The organism is Paenibacillus sp. JJ-223 (assembly GCF_927798175.1).
Classification (GTDB): Bacteria; Bacillota; Bacilli; order Paenibacillales; family Paenibacillaceae; genus Paenibacillus; species Paenibacillus hubeiensis.
The window spans coordinates 147,001-171,604 of the sequence record NZ_CAKMMP010000003.1 but is presented as its reverse complement, the minus strand read 5'-3'; the positions used below and the strand labels follow the sequence as shown (position 1 = coordinate 171,604).

19 protein-coding genes are annotated in these 24,604 nt (G+C 49.1%); 5 read left to right on the top strand and 14 right to left on the bottom strand.

All coding sequences use genetic code 11. The features are described 5' to 3' along the window. The 7 genes from L6H98_RS07135 to treC all read right to left on the bottom strand — a co-directional run bounded on the left by L6H98_RS07135 (position 1) and on the right by treC (position 13,630). The gene (locus tag L6H98_RS07135) at positions 1–885 is read right to left on the bottom strand and encodes an ABC transporter permease subunit (protein ID WP_236414349.1); all 885 of its coding nucleotides are present in this window, start codon (positions 883–885) and stop codon (positions 1–3) included. Positions 886–1,210: 325 nt separating this feature from the next. Further along, the gene (locus tag L6H98_RS07130; RefSeq protein ID WP_236413940.1) at positions 1,211–3,457 is read right to left on the bottom strand and encodes a helix-turn-helix domain-containing protein; all 2,247 of its coding nucleotides are present in this window, start codon (positions 3,455–3,457) and stop codon (positions 1,211–1,213) included. A gap of 431 nt (positions 3,458–3,888) precedes the next feature. Continuing rightward, positions 3,889–7,821 carry a X2-like carbohydrate binding domain-containing protein gene (locus L6H98_RS07125; protein WP_236413939.1) on the bottom strand — a complete coding sequence of 1,311 codons (3,933 nt, stop codon included), beginning with the start codon at positions 7,819–7,821 and terminating at the stop codon, positions 3,889–3,891. A 379-nt stretch (positions 7,822–8,200) separates the two neighbouring features. Further along, positions 8,201–8,848 (bottom strand): sugar O-acetyltransferase, encoded by a 648-nt coding sequence (locus tag L6H98_RS07120; RefSeq protein WP_236413937.1) that lies wholly within the window; start codon positions 8,846–8,848, stop codon positions 8,201–8,203. Between the two features lie 189 nt (positions 8,849–9,037). Further along, positions 9,038–9,781 carry a trehalose operon repressor gene (gene treR, locus L6H98_RS07115; protein ID WP_236413935.1) on the bottom strand — a complete coding sequence of 248 codons (744 nt, stop codon included), beginning with the start codon at positions 9,779–9,781 and terminating at the stop codon, positions 9,038–9,040. Positions 9,782–9,881: 100 nt separating this feature from the next. After that, positions 9,882–11,891, bottom strand: coding sequence for a PTS system trehalose-specific EIIBC component (gene treP / locus L6H98_RS07110; RefSeq protein WP_236413933.1), 2,010 nt, complete (start codon positions 11,889–11,891; stop codon positions 9,882–9,884). Positions 11,892–11,929: 38 nt separating this feature from the next. Next, positions 11,930–13,630, bottom strand: coding sequence for an alpha,alpha-phosphotrehalase (treC, locus tag L6H98_RS07105; RefSeq protein WP_236413931.1), 1,701 nt, complete (start codon positions 13,628–13,630; stop codon positions 11,930–11,932). A 346-nt stretch (positions 13,631–13,976) separates the two neighbouring features. Here treC and L6H98_RS07100 point away from each other — a divergent pair, with 346 nt between their 5' ends. Together L6H98_RS07100 and L6H98_RS07095 are read left to right on the top strand one after the other, a co-directional pair. Next, on the top strand, positions 13,977–14,465 hold the full coding sequence (locus L6H98_RS07100; RefSeq protein ID WP_236413929.1) for an NUDIX domain-containing protein: 489 nt from the start codon (positions 13,977–13,979) through the stop codon (positions 14,463–14,465). 184 nt (positions 14,466–14,649) lie between these two features. Continuing rightward, positions 14,650–15,045, top strand: coding sequence for a hypothetical protein (locus tag L6H98_RS07095; protein WP_236413927.1), 396 nt, complete (start codon positions 14,650–14,652; stop codon positions 15,043–15,045). A gap of 3 nt (positions 15,046–15,048) precedes the next feature. Here L6H98_RS07095 and L6H98_RS07090 read toward each other — a convergent pair whose 3' ends face one another. Both L6H98_RS07090 and L6H98_RS07085 read right to left on the bottom strand, forming a co-directional pair. Next, a complete protein-coding gene (locus L6H98_RS07090) occupies positions 15,049–15,762 on the bottom strand; it encodes a type 1 glutamine amidotransferase (RefSeq protein ID WP_236413926.1) in 714 nt (237 codons plus the stop codon). A 329-nt stretch (positions 15,763–16,091) separates the two neighbouring features. Beyond that, positions 16,092–16,865 carry an IclR family transcriptional regulator gene (locus tag L6H98_RS07085; RefSeq protein WP_236413925.1) on the bottom strand — a complete coding sequence of 258 codons (774 nt, stop codon included), beginning with the start codon at positions 16,863–16,865 and terminating at the stop codon, positions 16,092–16,094. 211 nt (positions 16,866–17,076) lie between these two features. On the opposite strand from L6H98_RS07085, the gene L6H98_RS07080 reads away from it, so the two are divergent. Then, positions 17,077–17,889: an undecaprenyl-diphosphate phosphatase gene (locus L6H98_RS07080; RefSeq protein ID WP_236413924.1), complete on the top strand. Its 813-nt coding sequence runs from the start codon at positions 17,077–17,079 to the stop codon at positions 17,887–17,889. Positions 17,890–18,000: 111 nt separating this feature from the next. On the opposite strand, the gene L6H98_RS07075 is transcribed toward L6H98_RS07080, so the two are convergent. Continuing rightward, the gene (locus L6H98_RS07075) at positions 18,001–20,061 is read right to left on the bottom strand and encodes a beta-galactosidase (RefSeq protein WP_236413923.1); all 2,061 of its coding nucleotides are present in this window, start codon (positions 20,059–20,061) and stop codon (positions 18,001–18,003) included. Between the two features lie 262 nt (positions 20,062–20,323). Here L6H98_RS07075 and flgB point away from each other — a divergent pair, with 262 nt between their 5' ends. Continuing rightward, the gene (gene flgB, locus L6H98_RS07070; protein ID WP_236413922.1) at positions 20,324–20,734 is read left to right on the top strand and encodes a flagellar basal body rod protein FlgB; all 411 of its coding nucleotides are present in this window, start codon (positions 20,324–20,326) and stop codon (positions 20,732–20,734) included. A 161-nt stretch (positions 20,735–20,895) separates the two neighbouring features. Next, complete coding sequence (locus L6H98_RS07065; RefSeq protein ID WP_236413920.1) at positions 20,896–21,366, top strand: GNAT family N-acetyltransferase; 471 nt, start codon at positions 20,896–20,898, stop codon at positions 21,364–21,366. A 178-nt stretch (positions 21,367–21,544) separates the two neighbouring features. Here L6H98_RS07065 and L6H98_RS07060 read toward each other — a convergent pair whose 3' ends face one another. The 4 genes from L6H98_RS07060 to L6H98_RS07045 form a co-directional block, all read right to left on the bottom strand. Continuing rightward, positions 21,545–21,766 (bottom strand): helix-turn-helix transcriptional regulator, encoded by a 222-nt coding sequence (locus L6H98_RS07060; protein ID WP_236413918.1) that lies wholly within the window; start codon positions 21,764–21,766, stop codon positions 21,545–21,547. An 11-nt stretch (positions 21,767–21,777) separates the two neighbouring features. Then, positions 21,778–22,254 (bottom strand): DUF2975 domain-containing protein, encoded by a 477-nt coding sequence (locus L6H98_RS07055; protein ID WP_236413916.1) that lies wholly within the window; start codon positions 22,252–22,254, stop codon positions 21,778–21,780. A gap of 127 nt (positions 22,255–22,381) precedes the next feature. After that, positions 22,382–23,107 (bottom strand): hypothetical protein, encoded by a 726-nt coding sequence (locus L6H98_RS07050; protein WP_236413915.1) that lies wholly within the window; start codon positions 23,105–23,107, stop codon positions 22,382–22,384. Positions 23,108–23,280: 173 nt separating this feature from the next. Beyond that, a complete protein-coding gene (locus L6H98_RS07045) occupies positions 23,281–24,501 on the bottom strand; it encodes an MFS transporter (RefSeq protein WP_236413914.1) in 1,221 nt (406 codons plus the stop codon). Positions 24,502–24,604 lie beyond the last annotated feature (103 nt).

Sequence of the window (24,604 nt, the reverse complement as noted above, 5' to 3'; positions counted from 1 at the left end):
CTACCAGATGCTGTGGTTGGTCGCTTTTTTGGCCAAACCGTTCACGGTCAGCAGCAAAACGAGATTGATCAGCGAGTTGAACAGACCGACTGCCGTCGCAAAGCTATAGTTGGCGTTCAGCAGGCCGATCCGGTAAACATAGGTTGCAATGATTTCCGAGTTAGCAAGATTGAGCGGATTTTGCAGCAGGTACACCTTCTCGAAGCCGATGGCCATGACATTGCCTACATTGAGGATCAGAATGATCACGATGGTCGGCACAATTCCCGGCAGGTCGACGTGGCGGATTTTTTGAAACCGCGAGGCACCGTCGACTTTGGCCGCTTCGTAGAGCGTCGGATCGATGCCAGCGAGCGCAGCCAAATAAATGACGGCACTATAACCCGCAGTCTGCCAAATGTCGGACCACACGTAGATCGAACGAAACATGCCGGGTTCGCCAAGGAAATTGACCGATTCAAGCCCGAAGAAATGAAGGGCAATGTTGGCAAATCCGAGCCGTGGGGCCAGAAACAGCATGATGATCGAAACCATCACCACCGTTGAAATGAAATAGGGCGCGAACGAGACGAGCTGCACGAATTTTTTGAACTTCGTCCCCCTCACTTCATTGATCATCAGTGCCAATAGGATGGGGATCGGAAATCCGGCCAGCAGCAAATACCCGCTGAGCAAGATCGTGTTCTTGACCAGTGTCCAGAATAACGGATTTTCGAAAAAGAGTCGGAAATGTTGGAATCCAACCCACGGACTTCCCCATATTCCTTTGATGACGTTATAATCCTTGAAGGCAAGGACCGTATTGATCATCGGGTAATACTTGAATATGAGAAAAAACAGCAAGGGCGGAATAACCAGCAGATGCAATTGCCAGTGTTTCTTCATTTTTTTGCGGGCATCGATCCAAAAGCTCGTTTCTGCTCTCTGCGGCAATGACCTGCGATTTACGGTGACTTCTTCCTTCAGAACAACCCCCCCTAACGACAGTCTGTGGAACAGGAAAATGATAGCGCTTTCCACAAATTGATCATAGAGGAAACGGCCATCCCATAAACAGGTACAATTGCGCCGTTCGGCGTACAGTTATCCTGTGATCAGGGGCACAAAACAGCGCCAGAACGGCCATTTTTCCGTTTGCACCGGTACATCTGCCCCTAAAAAGGCCGATCTGTCCCATACATGCCAAAGCCGGTTCAAGAACCCGCAGCGTTTAACCGCCACCCGATTGTCTGTACACGCTTGGGGATATGCCATTCAGTCTTTTAAAGGCACGCCTGAAAGAGTGCGAGCTGTTGTATCCGACTCTGGACGCAATTTCGTCCACCGTGTATTTGCTCTCATTTAACAGAACCATCGCTTGATCCATGCGCACCTTGATCAAATAATCGGAGAAATTGATGCCTGTATATTCCTTGAACAATTGCGAAATATACTTCTCCGGACGTTCGACATGTTCGGCAACTCTGTACAGTGTAAGTTCGGTATCCGAATACATTTCGGCCGTGTATGCTTTGATTTGCTTGACGATTTGGCCGTGGACGTCTTTCTTTTTGTTGGCAATGAATCCGCACAGCTCTTTCATGATTGCAAACAAGGTGGTTTTGATGCTTTCCAGCGGCTCTGAAAGCGAGATATCGATAACAAGCCGTTTAATATCCTCGGCAGCGTCGTATTCGGTGAATACTTTCTGATCCAGCAGTTTGATGAATGTTCCCTTCATCTCACCGATCAGCTGATGCTTCATTTCGATGGACAGCTCCCGCTGCTGCATGTTTTGCGCGATGATGCCCTCAACGATCCGCTCGGCTGCTTCCAGCTCTCCGGCCCGAATCGTCGTGACCAGGCGCTGCTCGGAATCCAGCGGATAATAATAGGTCGTATGTTCGATATGGGCTTCGTTGTTCCAAACCATGCCCTTTCGGTTCGTGTGGATGGCATATTCCAGCGCTTGATGGGCTTGCTCGAAAGAAAGGCTCACTTCGGTCAAGGAGGCAAAAAGCTGACCAAAGCCCGACTGGATGGTTATTCGATATTCATTAAAGAGGTATTCCGCCAGATTCTCCATCGTATGCGTGATCTCGTTCACGGCACGTTCTGATTCTTCATCCTCCTCGGCAGAGAAAAACAGGATGGCGACTTTGTCCGAATCCCAATCCGTCATCAAGGGATCTGCGCCAAGATCCGCCATCGCCTGTTTCAGCAGCAGACGGGATGCGTTCAGCTCATTCAGGACCTCGACATTGTCCATGCTGCCATAGCCTTTAATCTGGACGATGCCTGCATACCCCGTACTTTGCCGCAAACGAACTCCCGCTTGCTCCGAAGCGGAGTGAATCTCCTCCCTGGATTTGAATTCGCCGGAGAACATCCTTTTCAGGAATGCATCCCTCACCAGCGGAAGCTGGCGGTTCAGCTCGGATTCGAGCTGCTTGTTTTTCGTAATCATGTCGGCGATATTCCCGCTCAGAAAGTCGAACTCGTTCCTGGACGAGCGCTCATCCTTCCCGAATTGTTCTTTCATGACGCTCAGCAGCCGGTTGATGGGTACGCTGTGGCGGTAAGCCAGCACTAACCCCACCACAAGTCCGATAAGCAGCGTGCCGCCGGTGATGAGCATGCTCGTTTTCTTGATTTTGTTGGCATTCTCGAGCAGCAGGTCGCGCGGGATTCCCGCTTGATACACCCACCCGTTGGTTTTGGATTGCGTGGTAATGACCAGATCGTCCCCATAAAACTGGCTGGCCTTGCTCGGGTCGAACTTCGGATCAAGGGACATGTTGGCCATCTCCGCTTCTTCGCTTCCCTTTAGCGCAATGGTTTTTCCCTGCGAATCGCTGATCCGAACCCAACCGCCGTAGCGCTCCGTCATTCCGGACAGCAGGCCCGTAATCAGCTTTTCGTCAATCAAAACGACGGCGACCGCCGGCGATGAATCGTTAAAGCTGTCCAACGGCAGCGACTGCATGTACGTGATGACCGACGTTTGCTGACCTCTCGTCATAAACGGGCTGAGCGGCTTGATTTCGCTGCGGTGGTGGGTATCCAATATTTCCTTTGTCCATTCCTCCAATGACAGGTCGTTATAATGGAAATCGGCATAATAATGATTCGGCCTGTATGACGAACCCGGCGTCAGAATCAGATTGTAGTTCGCGAGGTAAATATAATAATTTTGCAAAAAATCGCTGCTGCGGCCAAACGAAAGCACGTTCTCCATCGTTCTCCAAATGCCGTACACATTGGTTTCGTTGTCCCGTTCGTTCATGAGCACGTTCAATTCCCGATTGACCGCAAGCTGTCTGGTGAACGCCTCCACCTCAGCCATGCGGCGCTCCAAAATGTCTTGGCCCTTCTGGAGCTGGGTAACCCCGTTTTCGATGGAGATCGACCGGGTAACGGATATGGAGGTCAAATAGGACATATATCCGCCGATGCTGGGAATCACCAAAATGATCACGTAGGAAATTAAAAACTTCCGAAACACGCTGGAATTTCTAATGGGTAGACCCTCCCCTTGCAGAGATGTTGGTAGCGTTATCATAAACACAGATTATACCACTTTCGCGTTTCATCCAATGTTTTTTTCCTGATGTTCACCCCTATGTGACTGCATCTCCTGCGACATATGAATTGACCTGCGCCCACTTCCTTTATTCAGAAAAAAGGGACCACCGCGTGGTCCCCAAAGACAATCTCTATAAATCGCACTAATCATCACACTAGGGCACTGCAAGTACAGTACCATCTTCCGATCGCTGTTATCCCCAGATTTTTTGATCCCCCTTTTCTAAGGGGAAAATCCGGTGATAAAGGCGAACGCTTCGCTTCTCCAAATTGCTTCTGCCTCTCCGTTAACGTGTGTGTTTGTTTTGCGGTTTATTTCGCTTTCTATTTTTGCTGCGTTTCATCCACCCATTGTTCTCCACCTGTTGCACCTGGCTTCGCCGCATGATCGGTCGATGCCTCCTCAATATCTCCGAAAGCCCAATGCGAAGCCGGAACATCGCCCCAGCTTGGCTGCGAAATGCCGGATAACGGCCCTCTGCCCAGCGCACGATTGATCACAGCAACGGCTTCGGCTCGCGTCAACAGCGCTTTGGGACGGAATGTTCCATCTTTGTAGCCATTCAACATGCCTGCGCCTTGCGCCGCGAGGATCGCCTCTTCTGCCCAGTGGCCGCGGATATCGGTAAATCCGCTTCCTGACACCGGTGATTTCGACGCGGCTGCAGCAACAGCAAGGATGGCCATTTCTGCGCGGGTTAATGGTTGATCCGGCTTGAACGTACCGTCCTTGTATCCTTTCATCAGTCCCGTTTGGGCAACCTTGGCAATCGCCTCCGCTCCCCAATGGTCGGAAGGTACGTCGCTGAATGCAGCATTGGTTTCTGCTGCTTCTTGATCGTAAACCTTGGCCAAAATGCTCGCCATTTCCGCACGGGTAATCTGGCGATTCGGTCTGAACCATCCGTCGGCATAGCCATGGATATAAGCCCGATGACGAAGAAGCTCCTGATCCGTGCTGCCTGCGGTTTCCTCATGGGTGCCTGTTCCCGGAGTAGGTGCAGCCGTTGACGGTCCGCTTGGGCCGGATGGTACCGATGGATCCGATGGGTTTGTCGGATTGGTTGGGTTTGTCGGGTTTGTCGGGTTTGTTGGGTTCGTAGGCCCCTCGTTGCCAGACGCAATCGTGAATTTCAACTGATCCGTGAACATCAGTTCCCCGGATTTCTTGACGGCCTTGAGTTTATGCGCCCCTGCTGTTAATCCGGATACGCTGAATATCTCCTGCATGTTTTTACGGCCTGCGCTGTATGCGTCTACCGTTTGAACCCATTGTCCGTCAACGTAAATGTCGACCTCTCCCTGTTCCGGACCGGTCGGCGTAATCATGCGAATGCCGGTGCCTTTGAAGACATATTCAAAATAATCGCCGTTCTCTGCCGAATAGTGCACATCATTGAGGTAGTCGCCGCTAAAGACAAAGGTGAGGTTTAACGTACCGAGCGGCTGAGCGGCAAGATATGATTTTTTCAAGGTGATCAGATCGCCTGAAACTTCATAGTCGGTTCCTTTCACCAACTCACTGGACCCGTTTTTGATTTTGCTGAAACTTGCCGGCTCCTGCAGCAGCCTCACTTCGATGTCTGCCTGAGCGGCTTCCGCCTTGTCAAACACGGCGCTTACCGGTTGGATGCTATTCGGAATCTCCACCTTAAGCATGTCAAGCAGCATGAAGCGTCCCGATTTCTTCACTGCCTTCAGCGTGTGCAATCCGTTCGTCAGACCCGAGATGCTGTAGAGGTTCTGTTGTGCCAGTCGATCGGTGCGGTACGCGCTGACCGTTTCCTTAAACTCGCCGTCCACGTAGATATCCATGTCCCCCTGTGACGGGTCGACTTCCGTGAACAATTGAATGCCCGTTCCTCTGAACTCGTATTCAAAATATTCGCCGTTCTGCTCGGCATAGTGCACATCGTCCTTGTAGTCGCCAAACCCTCTACCCGTGCTGCGGTTCCAGTTCCCGTTATATTTGATGGCCGGGTCATCGTTGTTGATCGTCACGAAGCGCACGCCTGTCGTATCGCTGACCTTCACCGTCAGGACCTGTGGGCTGCCGCTGCTAAAAGTGACGCTCAGCGTCGTTGTGCCCACGGGAAGCTGCGCAAGATATGCTTTCTTGATGGTCAGCGTGTTTTCAGCCACCTCAACATCATTCTCGCCCAGAAGAACGCCGTCTCGTTCGACACCTACGAAGGTATTGCCGTTCAAGTTCAGCGTAATCGAGATATCCTTCTGCTGTTCCACCGCTTTGTCGAAGTTGGTGACGGTCGGTTGAATCGTACTGTCCTGCTCGCCTGTCGGCACTTCCTTGGTTACTGTAAGTGCATCCAGGAGCATGTACTGCCCGGAATCTTTCACAGCCTTTAGAGTATGTGTGCCATTAGGCAAATCCCGTTTGCTGTACAGGATCTGCTGTACTTCCCGGTCTCCGTCGGTATATGCACTCACCTTCTCTGGCTCTCCGCCATCAAGCGTGATGATCATGTCCCCTTGTTCCCCATGCTTTTCCGTCAGCAGCTCAATCCCCGTACCCGTAAACGTGTATTCGAAATAATCGCCGTTCTTTTCCGTAAAATGCACATCATCGTTATGGTCGCCCAAACCACGCCCCGAATTGTGGCTCCATGTTCCCGTGTATTGAATGTCACTGCTGTCATCGTTAACGTAAACCACATCGGTTACGGCAGCGTTGTCTTCCAATACGGCGGCGGGTTCATCGTTCGTCGCATTTGCACCTTCAGGCAAATCTGCAATCGCGGATTCCGAACCAGCGGTTGCAGAGTCTCGAATTGTAAGGGACAGGTCCTGCGTGCCTTCGGATTGTTCTTTGCCCCCGTTGCGCTTCCATTCGCCGTGATACCGCATGCCTGTGTCATCGTTGTTCACCGTCGACGTGCCGCTTAGCGCCGTCACTTTCAGCATTCGCGAAGCATGGGGTTCCAACAAACCTCCGCTGAAGCCCTCGTTGAAGGTGCCCAGCTCCGAATGGCTCCACAGATCGCGAACCGAAGCGGGACCTTCCAACCCGATATCGCTCCATTTGACGTTGACCTCGGCGCTCCGGTTAGCCAGGTTAAACAAGGCTACGCTGTATGTTCCATCCCCGTTGTTGGCGTACCATACCTGCTGCTTGGTATCCATTGATACGGGATGAGCCGGGCGGCCCGCCTGATTAACGGCAATGACCTCGTCATTCGTCAACAGCTCCAAGCCATAGCTGTCCAGTCTGGTCAAATCATTTCCCGTATACAATGGCGCAGAGGAAATCGCCCAGAACGTCATGGCCGTTTTGCGCTCGTCCTTCGTGAGTCCATCCATTGAACCATTGCCGACATTCAAGGAATCGAAGTCGTTCCATCCTCCGGGCCCCGCATCCCGCCACCACAATGCCGCGATCGGGAACAAGCGGGCGATATTCGCCCATTGCGTCAGCCCTACGCTGCTGTCGTATGCCTCGACGTCCCAATCGATGCGCCATCCATTGGCGTGCTTTTTCCAAAAGTCTACGTAATTATGGTCCAACGCCCAGGAAAGCTCGAACCAGATGTCATGCCGCGCCAGCGCCTTCGACCACGCTTCTACGTCCCCGCGCGCATCCCGGCTCAGGTTGTTTATCCCCGATCCCGGAGTTACGCTGTCGAACTTGACGAAGTTGATTCCCCATTCACCTAACATATCCGCAATGGAATCCACGTATTTCTGGGAACACGGATTCGAAAAGTCGATCTTGTACGTATAAGAATTCCAATAATCCATTACGGTTAATGGTTGGTACACGATATCCTGCATGCGGCAGGCGCCATCCGTTCCGTAAATTTCGAGATTCTGGTTATATGCGTCGATGGACAATCCAGGGATCAGATAGATTCCGATCTTCTGTCCATTGTTGTGCACGTAATCGATCACTTCCTGAAACCCGTTCGGATACAGCTTTTCGCTCGGAATGGGCCTCCCGTATTCATCCATGTCTCCATTCCAGCCTGCATCGATGTTGATGTATTCATAGCCGTGGGCTTGCAGTTTCTCACGCATGGCATCGGATTGCTTCTTGATGCTCTCTGCGGATGTCCACTGACCGGAGGGCTCATACACTTGCATGCTGTAACTGCTCCAGCCCATGTACGGTTTCTCGGCCAAACTGTCATCCGCCGCCTCAGCCACGTTGCGAGTCGTTCCAATAAAGCCGAATTGCACTGCCGTCATGATTAGCACCAACAGCCCCGTCGCCAACCTGTTCCCCATTCGTTTCAAATTCATTCCTACCTCCTCTGTAAATGAAATTCAGTCGATAAATGGTAGCGCTTTCCTTACGAGAAAAGAATAGTGTAATTTGAAGTCTCCGGGGTAGGTACAATTGGGGAATTTGCGTACATTTCATCGCCCAAGCAGGGGCATAGCGGTCATAGAACAGCCATTTTTCCTCATGGGCTTATCGTTCGGGATCCATAGATTCAGCAGAAGTAGTCTGGTCGTACATTCCTGACGGATAAACTCCTCCGATGTATGGGTTGTATAAAGCATCAGCCGTTCGTAATCTAGTTTACATAAGTATAACTACGTTTTCACCCTTACTCTCTTTCCAATAAAAAAAAGCACGTTCTCGCCTTTTCCATCAGACAAGTCCGTGCTTCCTAAATTATTCGATGACACGACAATCGGCCAATATCTCCGGTTTATGGCGCATGCTGTCCGCCTCCGTAATGGGGCGAATCACTCGGCAAGGCACGCCTGCAGCTATTGTGTTTGCCGGTATGTCTTGGGTCACGACGCTCCCTGCGCCGATGACGGCACCGTCCCCGATCGTCACGCCGCCACATACTGTGACGTTGGCTGCAAGCCATACGTCATTTCCGATCGTGACGGGTTTGGCGTAACATAAAGACTTGGGTTCTCCATCATGATGAATCATTTGCCTGCGCTCAGCGGCAATAAGCGGATGAACGGGCGTAACGATCGTGACATTCGGCCCAAAACTGACATGGTTGCCGATGGTCACTTTGGCGTCGTCCTGTACGGTCAAATTGTAGTTGGCAAAGAAATGGTCGCCGATCTTGGTGTGCACGCCATAGTGAAAGAAAATCGGGCCTTGCATGAAGCAATGCTTCCCTTTGCCGCCAAGCAGCTGCGCCAGCAATGCTTCGCGTTCCTCGGTTTGATCCTCGAATGTGCGGCTGTATTCACTGCTCAGATTGTGGGCACGCCGCTTTACTGCTCTCAGTTCCGAGTCCGCGGGACTGAATAAAATGCCGTTAAAAATCCGCTCTTCTTCCAGCAATACGTCCATCTCCTTCGTTTCGTCTAAACAAGCGGAACACGCGAATTCACGGTTCGTACGCACTTTATAAAGAATGTTTATAAAGTATGCAAAAAAATTGCAACTGGGATGGCTGCTCATTAACATCAGGAACCATCTGTTGCAATTTCATTGTAAATCATGGTAAGGGGTGCATGTCAACGCCAGTATGCACCGACGTTAGAACAAATCCTTAGAAGGATCCTCCACATGCACCCGTCGCGCAAAATCGACGAATTGGAATTTGTCCAGCCGATGCCGCGATTCCGTAAACTGAAACAGCATCGTGTCTTCAAGATATACATAGTTGCGGACGACGACGATGTGTCGGTAATCGCCCAGATCCAGCAGCCTTCGATCTTCGGCCGTGACCTCTTCGACGGAGATTTCCTTTTTGGCGTAACTGATTTTTAATTGGAGCTCTCCTTCGAGATAAGCATAGATCGAACGAGCGGCAATGTCCTCCGTCAACTGCTCGACAACGGACGTAAGAAAGTAATCTTTATCCAAAATAATCCGTTCGCCTTCGATTTCCCTTGCCCGAATCACTTTCCAGACCGGCTCGTTCGCGGGAACTTGCAGATGTCTGGCCACCGCGGCATTGGCAGAGATCCGAGCGACTTCTTCCACATGGGTTCGCGTATTCCTGCCCAACTTCTCCGACATTTCTTTGAATGAAATGAGTCCGGTAATCGGGAAGTCCATGCGTCCCATGTCCAGCACGAAAGAACCTTTTCCCCTTACTTTATGGATGTATCCATTCTGTGCAAGCAGGTTCAAGGCCTTTCGCACCGTTTCCCTGGAAGTGCCATACTCGGCCGTAAAATCGTTTTCCGAAGGCAATTTGGACCCCGGTGCCAGGCGGCCATTCTGGATTTTTTCGGAATAATCATTGTAAATTTGCAAATAAATATTTTTGTTCAACGTAATCACCATACTCATTCTAACACGGAATCGGCATAAATCCATAAAAGCCGCTCTGAATACGGATTCGTCATATCATGAACACGCTGTGCAGGAAACGTTATGCCTTCAAATGCACTCGCAAAATAACGTCACCTTGATGCTGCACCGGACCCAGCTTCGTCTCTTCGACCACATCGACCCGATCCTGCCCATCCGGCAAAATAATCGGCGTAACCAATGAGTATCCTGCATCGGCGATCAGTTCACGGTCGAATTCCAACAGAAGCTGGCCTGCTTTGACGCGATCCCCGGTCTGTACATGCGGCGTATATCCGCTTCCTTTAAGGGCAACGGTGTTGATGCCGACATGGATCAGGATTTGAACGCCGCTCTCATGCTCCAGAATGATTGCATGCTTGCTCTTGATAACATGAGACACCGTTCCGTCGAATGGGGCAAAAACTTTTCCTTCTTCCGGTTCGATGGCAATCCCTTGCCCCATCGCTCCGCTGGCGAAAGCCGGATCAGGCACGTTATCAAGCGCGACTGCATTTCCTTTGATGGGAGCCTGAATCTCCAATACCGATAGAGTTGGCTTCGTTCTGTCCGCAGATACGACGGTGCTCCCGGCTTCGCCTACGGCTACTTCGGCAGAAGCCTGTTGTACTCCGGAAGCACGGCTGTCACGAACATCCGCTGGATCGCCGTCTGCCAACGCCGCATTGCCTTTCCATTTGCCGTAAACCACGGTAGCAACGAATGGAACCACCAGTACGATGGCCATGCCGATGAAAAATACGCCCCATTGGTTCGGGAAGATGGACAGGAATCCTGGAATCCCGCCTACTCCGATCGAGGATGCGAGGACATGATTCATGGTCAGCAGCACACCTGCCAATGCCGAACCGATCATACCGAACACAAACGGAAACTTGTGGCGCAAGTTCACCCCGAACATCGCCGGCTCCGTGACGCCCAGAAATGCCGAGACCGAAGACGTGACGGCCAAACCTTTGCTTTTCTGCTGTTTGAACACAAACATCATGGCAAGCGCGGCCGCGCCTTGCGCGATGTTTGAGAGAGCCAGCATCGGCCAAAGGAATGTTCCGCCTTGAGATCCGATGAGTTGAACGTCAACGGCGAGGAACGTATGATGCATACCCGTGATAACGAGAAGCGCATACAATCCGCCGTAAATCAATCCGCCCAGTGCAGGTACGGTATCAAATACATACACCAATCCGGATGTGATCGCATTACCGAGCGCAAACGTAATCGGCCCGATCAGCGTAAATGCGAGGAATCCGGTGATCAGCAGGGTAACAGGCGCGACAACCAGCAGTTTGATGGAGTCGGCTACCCTTTTGTTCAGGAACGTTTCAATCTTGGCGAGAATATAAGCGGATACAAGGACCGGAAGCACCTGACCCTGATATCCGAGTTTGTTGACTTCCCAGCCGAACAGGTTCCACACCGGAACGGCATTGTTCGTCTTGGCTTCGGCATACCCGTAAGCGCTTAACAGATCGGGATGAACAAGGATCAATCCGAGTACGATACCGAGCAGCGGACTGCCCCCGAACCGTACGACGGCTGACCATCCGATCAATGCAGGCAAAAACGTAAACGCCGTGCTGGCAATGGTATTGATGATCGATGCAAAGTCCTTCCATTGCGGATAAACCTGAATTAAGGATTGCCCTTCAAAAAAGATGCCGGGACCTGTCAGAATGTTGTTGATCCCGAGCAGCAGACCGGCGGTAACGATCGCCGGCAAGATCGGGATAAAGATATCCGCCAGCGTTTTGATCGCACGCTGAATCGGATTTTGTTTTTTGCCGGCGATGTTTTTCACGTCGTCCTTGGATACACGCTCAACCCCGGTGAGTTGAATCATTTCTTCATATACTTTGTCGACCAGACCTGGTCCGATAATGACTTGAAATTGGCCTTGCGTGGAGAAATGACCCTTGACCAAATCATTCTTCTCCAATGACGCCTCATCGACCTTGCTCTCGTCACGCAGCGCAAACCGCAGGCGGGTCACGCAGTGCGTGGCCGCTTCAATATTCGCAGAACCGCCAATCGCTTCAATGATCTTTTCCACGTTTTTACGATCCACTGACATATACCTCACTCCTCCTCATTTCTCATACTCCCCAATCGTTAGCGAACGATCCACATGTAAGATGCGTACGGACCAAGTTCCAGCTGTTTCCGGAGTTCCATTTCTTCCCCCGTGTTTCCGACCAACAGCTCAAATGTCTTCCCTTCCAGGTGCTGCCACGACGCATCCGGCAATTCAAACGCTGCCGCTTCTCCGCTGAAATTGGAGATGACAATCAATGTTTCGTCCCCGTTGCTGCGACTGTAGCCGTAAATTTGGGGATGAGCCTGATCCAAACGTTCGTACGTGCCATCGGTGAACACACGAATCGTTTTGCGGAACGATATCAATTTGCGGTAATGATGGAACACGGAATCCGGATCGGAAAGCTGCTGCTCCACATTCCATTCGGGATAACGTTCATCCACCTTGATCCACGGCGTTCCCGTGGTAAATCCGGCGTGCGGGCTGTTCTCCCATAACATCGGCGTGCGGGAATTGTCCCTTGAGCGTTCTTTGATGATGGCAAAGGCCTCTTCCGCCGTTTTGCCGCGTTCCAGCAAGATCCGGTACATGTTCGTTGATTCGATATCCCGAAACTCGCTCATATCGTTCCATTTCGGGTTGGGCATGCCAATCTCCTCGCCCTGGTAAACGTACGGCGTGCCTTGCAAACCGTGAAGCGTCGTTGCCAGCAGTTTTGCACTCTCGGCCAAATAAACATCGTCATTCAAAAAACGGGATATCGCTCTTGGCTGGTCATGGTTGTTAAAGAATAGCGCATTCCATCCCCCGCCTTGCTGCATGCCGGTCTGCCATTCGGACAACAGGCTTTTGAGCTGTTCGAAATCGTAGGGCATGAGCTCCCATTTATTGTTGTTCGGGTAATCCACTTTCAGGTGGTGAAAATTAAACGTCATCGAGAACTCGTTTTCCGCCGGATTGGAATAGCGGATACAATGTTCAAGCGTCGTTGACGACATCTCTCCTACCGTGACGAGGTTATATGGTGCGAAAACCTTTTCGTGCAATTCCTTCAGATATTCATGAACGCGCGGGCCGTCCGTATAATGGATGCGTCCGTCACCCGGCGCAACTGATCCGTCATCATTCGGGAAGTCCTGATTTTTGGAAATGAGGTTGATCACGTCCATTCGGAATCCACTGACGCCTTTTTCCGCCCAGAACGTCAGCAATTTCACGACTTCCTCTCTGACCTTTTCATTCTCCCAATTCAGGTCGGCCTGCGTTTTATCGAACAAGGTGAGGAAATATTGACCTGTCGCTTCGTCATACTGCCATGCCGGACCACCGAATTTGGATTGCCAGTTGTTTGGTACGCCGCCATCCGGTGCCGGGTCTCGCCAAATGTAGTAATCCCGGTACGGATTGTCCTTGGATGAACGCGAAGCCTTGAACCACTCATGCTCGGTCGAGGAATGGTTTACCACGATATCGATCATGAGATGCATGTCGCGGTGTTTCAATTCCCGGACCAGCTCGTCAAAGTCGGCCATAGTGCCGAATTCAGGAGCGATGCGGTAATAGTCGGCTACGTCGTAACCGTTATCATTTTGGGGACTGACATAAACCGGCTGAAGCCATACGATGTCAATGCCCAACTGTTTGAGGTAATCGAGTTTATTCGTTAAACCCCGGATGTCCCCCAATCCCGAACCTGACGTATCGTTAAAGCTCTTTGGATAGACTTGGTAAACGGTAGATGTTCTCCACCAATCGTTTAAATTCCGCTTGTTCACAGTGAACCCCCTCCGATGCTACTTGAATAATCCTGTATATACAAGCAAGACCGATTTTACACCTGTATATACATGTTGTCAATGCATTTGATAACAAGAGGGGTACTGTGAACTCAAGGGCCTTCGCCCTATTTTCAGAACTGAGGAACCCATCCCACTAAATATATGCACCGACACTCCGATTCAAGCATGACCAAAATGTCAAGAAGAATCAAAGCAACAAGAGCAAAAGACAGGTTCGTTTTATCGCCGTATGTATCTTCAAGTATAAAAAATGACGCAAGCAGGAAATATCCACATTTACATGGAATAAATATACATCTATATATTATGAGGAGGTCGTTAAATGGCGTTTCCAACACATATTGTATCGGCAGGCGGAATCGTAGAAGATGGGCATGGCAATATTCTTTTGGTTAAAGCACATGACGATGGTTGGGTGTATCCTGGCGGGATCACTGAAGTTGGAGAAAATCTGATCGATGGCGTCATTCGTGAAATTAAAGAGGAAAGCGGCATCGATGCTACGGTTAGCCACATGATAAGTGTTGTGTCGAATACAGCAATACATAAGTGGTATGATGGCGTGACTGACGTACCTACGAAGGTCATGTTTGATTTCGTGTGCAAAGCTGTGGGCGGGGAATTAGCCGCTTCGGATGAAACCAGCGATTGCAGGTGGGTTCCTAAGGAACATGTGCTGGATTTGATCACTTTACCTGCCATTCGTATGCGTTACGAGGCTTATTTGAATTTTAATGGTTCCGTAAATTACATGGAGTACGTCACAGCGACAACGTCCGAATGTGATGTCAAGATTCAAAGGCATCTGTAATCGTTCAATATAGCCCCTTAACCAAAAAAATGGCTATATAAACCGCACTAATCACTCACACAAGGCACTGCGAGTGAAGCACCATCCTCCGTCGCTGTTATTCCCCGGATTGGTTCTGCCCCTCCGTTTAACGTGTGGATGCTTTGCGGTTTATATAGCTGATGATTTTAAGGAGGAATGCATAGTGAGAAGCATAAAGTCGCCCGGTGGCTCGTTATTTCCTTATTATTACAAAGGAGGGGAATTGCACTGCCTCAAGTATGGAAGTTTTCACACTAATGCGGATGCGTTATTTATGTTAATGAAAGCAGAAGAAGATTTTATTACAAGCCGAAACCGCCAGCTCAATATATGGGTTGATTTTTACGAAACGAAGCTGACGACTTCTGTCTTGATCAAATTTGCGGAGAATATCGGTCATCTCCAAAACTACACGAAAAAACTCGCGATTGTAGGCTTCACGTTCTGGGACAAGCTGCGTTTGCGCCAAGAGATGAAGAAAATTCCCCATCCCATTTCGTTCCCGATTAAATATTTTGATGATCCGGAGGTCGCCAAAGCTTGGCTTGTAAGCGAATGAGCCTTAACCAGAATTTGTCTTCAACGAGTTGTTTAATGCGATCTTGTCCAAAATTCCCCATAACAGCATCTTGGAATTCTCGCTATGTACCATGCCATCTCGAATCTCCGATTCACGCTGAATGAATGGCAAATCCGTAAGTTCATGAGTCCAGTCGGACAACATTTGCTCAATGCAGCTTGGCGTGGATTCCAGGTGAAACTGTAAACCAAGAACATGATTCCCGTACGCAAACGCTTGCCGCTCGCAAGCTTCGGAATACATCAGATGCCGAGCCCCTTCAGGCAGCGTAAAAGTATCTCCATGCCAAGCAAATGACATGAATTGTTCGGGTACGTGCGTGAGCCACGGATGACGTTCCTTCGTTCTTTGCATCCGGTGCCAGCCGATCTCCTTCTTGTCCCCATTGGAGGTTACCGTTCCCCCCAGAATTTCCGATATCATTTGAGCTCCCAAGCAAATGCCCAGCACCTTTTTTCCCATGTCGATGGCACGTTTTACAAACGCCTTTTCCTGGATGAGCCACGGGTGTTCATTCTCTTGGTAAACGCTCATCGGCCCACCCAGCACCACAAGAAGGTCCATCGTTTGGAGCCACTCTTGCGGAATGCCTTGAGCAGGATCATGCAAAAGCAATTCGTGCCCGGCATGTTCGGACCATGACACGATCACGGATGGATCATCGAATGCAAAATGACGAAAAGCAATAATTTTCATAAGCTCACCTCGACTTCAAAGAATAATCATTATCATATCTCATTTTTCAATATCATCAATGCAGTTATCCCGAATAATGAGATAATAACAAAATAATTTGATATAGGTTTATCCCCTTTCCCGAATACCGGGATGAATTCGATATTACACTCCCTTATGCTCTTCCGGAATGGATCGTAAACCTGCTGAAAATGATGCAGGGAGCACATTACTGGAAGTGAAAACGTGGCAATTACAGCAGAAGGCCCTCCGTCATTGATTGACAGAAGGCCTCATGTATTGATGGTTATATACATTGGAATATGATGGTCGAACCTTTGCGAAGAACCTCATCCATGTCGGCTTTTGCCGCGATATCCCAGTTCATTGGATATGAGATTGGCATATTTAATGGCCAAATTGGCGTATTTTTCAACGTTTTCTTCATCAAACCGAATGGAAGGACCTGCTACGTTCAACGAACCGATGACCGTATTCTCGTAAGAGAAGATCGGCGCACCGATGCCGGTGGTGCCTTCCGTTGCCTCGCTGGACGTGATGGCGTAACCGTTCTGTTTGATCATCGCAAGTTCCTGCTCGATATATTCGCGGGAAAGCGGCTTAAGCGAAGGAATGTCATTCCACTCGAACGAGTCTAACAATGTTTTTTGCAACCCCGAATTCAGGAAAGCAAGAATCACCCGATTGGAGGCTCCGATGAACAAAGGCAGGCGCAGGCCAATCGGCTCGGAAATTTTCAATACTTGCGGCGAATCCACCGAATCGATGTAGATCCCTTCTGCATTTTCGCGAACGGACAAATATACAGTCTCTTTCGTTCGTTTCGACAATTCCTCCATAACCGGCCTTGCGACCGTACGCAGCATCAGGCTATCCCACATCAGGAAACCGTATTTCATCAGGGACAGGCCGAGCTTGTACCGTTTGGTCTTTGTGTTTTGCGTGACAAAACCATGCTCCGCAAGCGAGGAAAGCAAACGATGCACGCTCTGCACCGGCATGTTCAGCGCCTTGCTGATTTCCGTAACGCTCATGTCCTTTTCCGTGCCCTGGGGCAGCAGCAGATCCAATATTTGCACTGCTTTTGAAATAACGCCAGACAATCCGATCCCCCTCCTCGTCTCTACTTTGCAACCATTATATCAAATGGCAAAGAATTATATTGCACCCACGCTTACTCTATCTATGAAAAGGAATTTGTAGAACATGCGTCTGCTATTGTATCATTATGTATTGTGAGTCTTGTCGTCAGCTTCCATTTTCTGGAGTGGCATCGATAGATTCATAAATTGAATACACCATTGGGAGGGAATCATGGCAGACCTGGTAACTTGGCTGAAATATTTGCTGCTGGGTATCGTGCAAGGGGTGACGGAGCCCATACCAGTCTCCTCAAGCGGACACCTGATCATTGTGCAGCGACTGCTCGGCATGGAACAGAACGGATTATCCTTTGAAATTTTGACAAACACAGCGTCATTGATCGCAATCATTTTCATTTTCCGCAAAGACATCAAGGACTTAATCGTCGGTGCAGTACGTTATTTGCAGACGCGCAAAACCGAGTATCGGACCGACTTCATGTTTTGCGTCTACATCATCGTCGGCACCATACCCGCGGCCGTTGCTGCGGTATTTTTCAAAGACACCATTGAACGAATCTTCACCTCCGTACATACCGTTGCCATTAGTTTATTGCTTACAGGCGTTGCTCTTTGGCTGATTCGCAATTTGCGCGGGCAAAAGAGAGACGGCAATCTCTCGATTCGCGACGCGATATTGGTAGGTTTGGCACAGGCCGTCGCGCTGATTCCGGGCATCAGCCGCTCGGGGTCGACGGTGATCGCTTCCATCGCGGTCGGAATGAAGCAGGAAACGGCACTGAAATTTTCATTTATGCTTTACATCCCAATCAGCATCGGCGGCTTAATTTTGGGTGCATCCGATATTGCCCACGATCCGAATCGTTCCCAGCTGGCCTTTCCGTATCTGATTGCTTTCATTACCACGCTTGTTGCGACTTATTTCGCCATGCGGTGGTTCATGGGCATTATGGCCAAGGGCAACCTGATCTACTTCTCGTATTACTGCTTTGTTGCAGGTATACTTCTTTTAATCCTTTTGTAAATTCAAACATTCAAACAAGTACCGCCCGATTTGGATTTTATGTACTTGTCATTGCTGCATTTATCAACTGAAAATGGCGCCGACAATCACTGTCAGCGCCATTGTTGTTTTTTATCTTTTTATTAAAACCCATACCCCAAAAGGCTCCAATGTGGTGTTTCCCTCAAGCGTTTGACCTGTCAGCAATTCCTCAGCCTGCTCATGAAAATAGACCGTCGCCTGTTCGCTGCTGTAGTTCAACAAAAATACGAGCTCTTCCGCGGCATCGGCTCGAACGGCAACCTCCACCGTTTCAGGCACCTCACACCAATCATGCAGCGGAGAAGTTAACGGCAAACGTTTCAGAAGTTCCTTCGCCACAGGAAGATCAAAGGACGCTCCCCAATAATAAACGCTCCCTTTGCCAATCCGATTCACCGTCAATGCTGGTTTTCCTTTGTAATAACTTGACTCATATGTGGCGAGAACTTCAACCGTGTCAGCCTGCACGCTTAGAATATCGTTAAAACGAGGCGCATCGATCTCTGTCCCCTCATCTGTGAATCTCACCGCTACGGGGGCCGCAGTGCCATTCACCATCGTAAAGTCTTCGACGACAATGCCGCTGAGCGCCGCAGCCGGTCCCGGCAATGGCTGCATCCGGCAGTGGCCTGCTTCGTCTTTGTAACCTGTGCGACATCCAAAGACCACGGTCCCGCCATGTTCCGCATATTGCTGCAGCATCGCAGCCGTGCTTTCCCGCAAAATGGCTCCATGAGGATAAATCAATACATCGTATTTCCCGAGCTCCCTTCCCTGCTCTTCTTCGGCTCCCGGTCGGATGGTGACCACGTCAACAGGAATGTGCCCGTACTGTAACGCCTTAAACCAGCCAAGCTCGCTAGGTCTGGCCAAAGAACCGTGCCATTGGTCCAATTCCCCATCCCACTCGTTATCGTAATCGCGAAGTATGGCAGCTTGGGCCAAGTAACGTTTGCCGATAATGCGTTCTCCTGCCTTTTGCAGCTCCTGACCTACGCGGCCTGCTTCGGCTACGCGACGATTGGGCTGGTTGTGGTAGTCATTGATGCCATGCCAGTAAATTTCCGTGCCAAAGATGGCTGTTCGCCAGCGGAAATACAGAACCATGTCCGCTCCGTGAGCGATGCTCTGGTATGTCCACAAACGCATTTGTCCCGGTTGCGGCGCCGGCATCTCCATCCGGTTTACCCATCCGCCCGGACCGGCTTGTTGTTCCATGATCGCGAAATTCCGGGATATGTCCCTTACATTGCTCAGGGAAAGACTCCATTTTCGATCAAGGAGCGGCTGTTCGCCGGTGTCAGGATAGATGCTGCTGAACTGCGGATAGGAATCATAGGACATGAAATCCAGGTTTTCATCCGACAACCGGTGGCTGTCCAGGTGCCCGAACAGACCGTTGGTCGTGATCCACTGGTTTGGCGCTTCAGCTCTGAGGATGTCGGCTTGCGCTTTGGCAAACGAAATGGCGTTATCCGAAATAAAACGTTTCTCGTCCAGCGCCTGATGTGGATTCGGTGATCCAGAGACGGTTGGACGGGGCAGATGAACCTGCTCCCAGTGATCATAGGTTTGATTCCAGAAAACGGTGCCCCATGCTTGATTAAGCCGTTCCAGCGTGCCGTACTTCGTTTGCAGCCAACGACGGAATTGCACATGATCCGCTTCGGCATAGAACACGTTCATTTCGCAGTTCAACTCGTTATCAATCTGCCAACCTATAATGGCAGGGTGATCTTTGTAATGTTGCGCCATTTCCCTCGTAATACGGGCGCAGAGCTCTAAATACACGGGACTGCTGTAATTGTAGTGCCTCCGCTGCCCATGATGATATGTAACCCCTTCCATAGATACGTTCAGTACTTCCGGATATTTATGCGTAAGCCAGGCCGGCGGCGCAGCCGTAGGCGTACCCATGATCACGCTGATCCCGAATGTAAACGCTTGCTCCAAAAAGCGATCAAACAGCCCGAATTCGAATTTTCCTTCTTCCGGCTCAAAAATGCTCCAGGCAAACTCTCCGATTCGGATGATATTGAATCCCAGTTCCTTCATTCTTCGCAGATCATCCGCCCATAGCGATTCATCCCAATGTTCGGGATAATAACAAGCTCCCAAATAAAACTGATTGACCGTCAAAGCATTTCCCACATTTGCACTCCCTTTCATCGATGGCCTCATTGCAGCCTCGTCTCGTCATGAACTTAATGTAATTCTCGTGTATAACCGCGGAGATTTCAAGAACTTTCAACATTCATTGCCCAATAAAGAATGGATGTCCATTTTGTAAAAAATCAGTGTTATAAATGATATGTACATGTAACTATATGTAACAACTGCTATGTTGACAGTCTGCATGCTGCTTTCTATCATGGAGAGGATGGAAAGCATTCGCCGTGAAGGAGGCTAAGACGTGATAGAAACCAACACTTCAAGACGTAATGAATCGCTTTTACAAATACTGAATACGAAACACGGTGTAATTACCAATAACATTGCCAATGCGGACACGCCCAACTACAAAAGGAAATCGGTTGCGTTCGAGGATGAGCTTCGCCGGATGATCGAAAACGGCAACACTACCGAGCTGGATTTGAAACAGACACATCCGAAACATCTGTCCGCCAAGAATGCCAATCCGTCGGTAGTCCCTTACCGGATCATTGAACATAGCGATACAACGATGAACAACAATCGCAACAACGTCGATATCGATATCGAAATGGCAGATCTCACCGAGAACCAGCTATTGTATAACTACATGATCGATCGCGTCAGCGGACATTACAAGAAAATGAAAAATCTTTTGCAGGATCTGAAGTGACGAACCAAAGCAGCCGTTTGCAGGTTGCTTTTTTTGTTTTTAATGACTATGTTAATCCTTAATATTGATATTTAGACGGACATCTTTCTTGTACTAAGTTCACAGAGCATGTACTATAAATTGTATTTTTAGCAAGCATCTCAAAAGGAGGTATATATTTAATGGAGGTTTCATTATGCAAAGCAGATGTAAAAGATGCAGTGACCATTCATGAAATGAAAGTCAAAGCATTTATGCCCTTGTTGAAAAAATATCAGGATTTTGAAACAAGCCCCGCCAATGAAACCGTAGAAAGAATGATTACTCAAATCAATCAATCTTTTACAGATTATTTCATCATTCATCATCTTGAGGTTGCTGTTGGTGGAATTAGAGTTGTGAAAAAAGAAAATCAAATCTATAGTGTTAGCCCAATTTTTATACTGCCAGAGCATCAAGGAAAAGGAATTGCTCAAAAAGTCTTTACAATAGTTGAGCAGATCTATGATGATGCAAAGTCATGGAAATTGGGTACCATCTTACAAGAGAAAGGAAACTGTTATTTGTATGAAAAGATAGGCTATAAAAAAACGGGTTCAACAAAAGTAATTAACGACAAAATGACGATGGTATTTTATGAAAAGCACTTATAGATGAATAGTCATTGGTTTAAGTTAACCGCCATTCAGTGGGCGGTTAACTTTTGTAATGCAAATCAACAAGTATGTCTAATACAGCCTTCTTTTTAAGGAATATGAATTCTTGGGACAGAAAAAATCCCCGATGCTGGGGACTTCTTGGCCTGGCGTAAGACATTCTGTACTACCATCGTCAATTATCGCTTTCTTCTTCATCCACGTATTCCAGAATATCTCCGGGCTGGCACTGGAGCGCCTTGCATATCGCATCCAACGTTGATAGACGTATGGCTTTCGCCTTGCCGTTCTTCAGAATGGACATGTTGGCTAACGTGATATCCACCTTTTCGGACAGCTCCGTGACACTCATTTTTCGCTTCGCCAGCATGACGTCAATATTGATTATAATGGCCATATGCTTTCACCTCAAATAACGAAGTCATTCTCTGATTTGATGTCTGCAGCTTCCTGCAAGAGTCGCTGAAGAACGGCCGCAAAGACTGCTATGACCAGTGAAGCAAAGATCGGGATCATTCCGATCAAAATGAGGCCTGGCGCATCGTCTTTCTCAGCAACGAGATACACAAAGGGCATCATGAGGACATACAGGATGCTGATCGCAACGGCGCACTGTTTGATTTTCTTCAAGGCCCTCACCGAAACCTCGGAGAACGCTTGGTTCGCATCAATGTAACCCAGAAGCCGGAACGCCTGTACCAGCGCCATGAAGAAAGGGATTATCGAGACATAGGCAATCAACAACGCGGGATACAGCATGTGAGCATATTCAGGATTTGCCGGATGATTCATGAACCAATACAGTCCAAAAACGCCCAAAACCAGAACCGGAATCCCAATCAACAGGACGGCTGCCTTCAGAAAAATGGTTGAACCTCGTTTCACTTTTAAACACCTCGCTTGTTTTCGTGAAATGAATGTATCATGAAATTTATCGTTTTACAATAAATTATTGTTGTTTAACAAAATATTATTATTCTTTTAAAATAAAAAAACAGCTGCGGAATGTTTGTTACATTCCTGCAGCTGCTTTAATTTGTTGTCTTTGTGACATGATCAACCTCTTTAATTTTTCCGTCCCAAACGCTCCGTCCGTAAAGGCATTTGCTTTTGGATAAAACACCATCCTGAATGACGTACCGTCCTGCAGGTGCACGCGCAAAAAAACGCCGGACTCATGTTTTGCTTTTTTATAAACCTCATCGAACCCGACATATTTCAAGGGAATCAGTTCGCTAATGAAGTCCGCTGCCGCATCTTTAGAGAAGTCGCCGATCCTACTGCCGTCAATGCCGCTTTCGAGGCTAACTTTCTGCACTTTGCCTTCAATATCCAAAAGGTCACCCAGCGTGCTGGCATTAGGGTTGTCGTCGGCCTGGTAAATATTACCTTCTGCGACAACGCGGAATTGCGATTGATACCCTTTTAATTCACGCACTTCCGTTCCGATGGGCAGAAATGCAGCATCCCCGTTTTGGGACACATGGTCTGAGCAAGCATGACCGCTCAACGTGTAATTGACCTCCCCTACCTTATCCCCGATTTGTTCCGGCTTGATGACCATCGTTTCATCGCTGTTTCGGACATAGGTAATCTGGTTGATGATCATAAAATCAACCCAGTCAACCACTTCCTTGCATGCTGACTTCGACGTCTCCTGCCCTTTTTTCACAGTATTGCAACCCACGAGAAACATCAGAACTAAAAAGACCGTCATTAGCAATCGACCATATTTCATCGTTTTTATGTGAATCACCTCAACCAATAAACGAGTGGCGGAAGCAGAATGTTACCACTTCATGTCTATTTTTTGTTCGCTGAGGCAAAGCTCGTTTCCCAAGCCCCAATTCTTGAAAACGAAAAAAGTCGCCATCATCGCGACTTTTCCTGGAATGACATCTGTTGTTCTACTCATTGGTACTGGGATTGAGGTAACACCTTTGGTGTACTTTTGTCGTCTTCAGGTTTCAATTGAATCGAGCTTTGACATACTCTCGTAATGACAAATGCCAGCAAAGCCAGGATCACGGCAACCGGAGGCACCCAGTTGACGCCGCCCAGATTAACGGCAAGTCCGCCGACACCGGAGCCGAGCGCGATGCCCACGTTAGCAGCAACAGGCAGCAGCGTCGAAGCAAACGGCTTGGAGTTTGGAGCAATCGCTCCGGTTACCTCGAACAGGTACAGCTGGGATGCCGCGCTCATGGAGGAGGATAAGCAGCCAATCAGGAACAAACACGCCAAGCCGAGCCAAAGTTGGGACACGGCGAAGCTGAGCCCAAGAAAGATGGCAGCCTGGATGACAAACAGCCACTTGAGCTTGGTCATAAAATCGCCCTTGGCGATTTTTGCGCCGATCCAGTTACTCAAAATGCTGCAGGCTCCATAGATGAGAAGCACGGCGCTGATCCAGCGTTCAGGCACGCCCATGGACTGTCCCAGCAGCGGCGTGATATACGTAAATGTCACGAAAATACAGCTGTTTCCAAGCACCGGAATCAAGCAGGCCAACAAAATGCGCGGTTTCATAAAGAGCGTCATCTGATCGCTGAACGAACCGACGATCGTCGTCGTTTGGCGCGGAAGCACGCGAAACATCAACGCAAACGGCAGAGCACCGATACATGCCGTAACCACGAAGGTCATGGACCAATTCAAATGCTGGCCGATAAAGGTACCCAGCGGAACGCCAAGCACGTTGGCGATGGAAAAGCCGCCCAAGATCCACGCGATGGCTTCCCCTCTGCGTTCCCGGCTGACCGCATCGTTGGCAATCGAGATCGAAAGCGATATCGTAAGCCCGCAAGCGATGGCCGAAACGATGCGAATCGCCATCAAGGAAGCAAATGACGTCGAAAACACGGTCAGCAAATTCAAGACAAGCACAATCGCAAAGCCAATCAATATGGAGCTTCTTCTCGATATTTTGGCCAGAAACGCAACCGCAAACGGCGTTCCGATCGCATAGGCGATGGCAAAACCGGACACCAGCGTTCCTGCGGCTGCCAGCGACACTTGCATGTAACTTTCTATTTCCTTCAGCACGCCAACGATCACATATTCGGTCGTCCCCAATACAAAGCTGACGAGCGTGAGTATTAAAATAAGTAAATTTTCACTTTTTCTGGTCATTTATAAACCCTCACTATTCCTTTCTAATGTTGCAAGCGCTTTATTTCCTTGAACAGACTTCTTTTTATAATAATTTTGCTTTCCCTTCCCTTCAGTTTCAATA

Excerpts from the sequence above, each read along its gene's own strand:
- L6H98_RS07135 (WP_236414349.1), bottom strand. The coding sequence starts at position 885 with ATGAAGAAACACTGGCAATTGCATCTGCTGGTTATTCCGCCCTTGCTG.
- L6H98_RS07125 (WP_236413939.1), bottom strand. The coding sequence starts at position 7,821 with ATGAATTTGAAACGAATGGGGAACAGGTTGGCGACGGGGCTGTTGGTG.
- L6H98_RS07120 (WP_236413937.1), bottom strand. The coding sequence starts at position 8,848 with ATGGACGTATTGCTGGAAGAAGAGCGGATTTTTAACGGCATTTTATTC.
- treP (WP_236413933.1), bottom strand. The coding sequence starts at position 11,891 with ATGTCAGTGGATCGTAAAAACGTGGAAAAGATCATTGAAGCGATTGGC.
- L6H98_RS07100 (WP_236413929.1), top strand. The coding sequence starts at position 13,977 with ATGGCGTTTCCAACACATATTGTATCGGCAGGCGGAATCGTAGAAGAT.
- L6H98_RS07090 (WP_236413926.1), bottom strand. The coding sequence starts at position 15,762 with ATGAAAATTATTGCTTTTCGTCATTTTGCATTCGATGATCCATCCGTG.
- L6H98_RS07080 (WP_236413924.1), top strand. The coding sequence starts at position 17,077 with ATGGCAGACCTGGTAACTTGGCTGAAATATTTGCTGCTGGGTATCGTG.
- L6H98_RS07065 (WP_236413920.1), top strand. The coding sequence starts at position 20,896 with ATGGAGGTTTCATTATGCAAAGCAGATGTAAAAGATGCAGTGACCATT.
- L6H98_RS07060 (WP_236413918.1), bottom strand. The coding sequence starts at position 21,766 with ATGGCCATTATAATCAATATTGACGTCATGCTGGCGAAGCGAAAAATG.
- L6H98_RS07050 (WP_236413915.1), bottom strand. The coding sequence starts at position 23,107 with ATGAAATATGGTCGATTGCTAATGACGGTCTTTTTAGTTCTGATGTTT.
- L6H98_RS07045 (WP_236413914.1), bottom strand. The coding sequence starts at position 24,501 with ATGACCAGAAAAAGTGAAAATTTACTTATTTTAATACTCACGCTCGTC.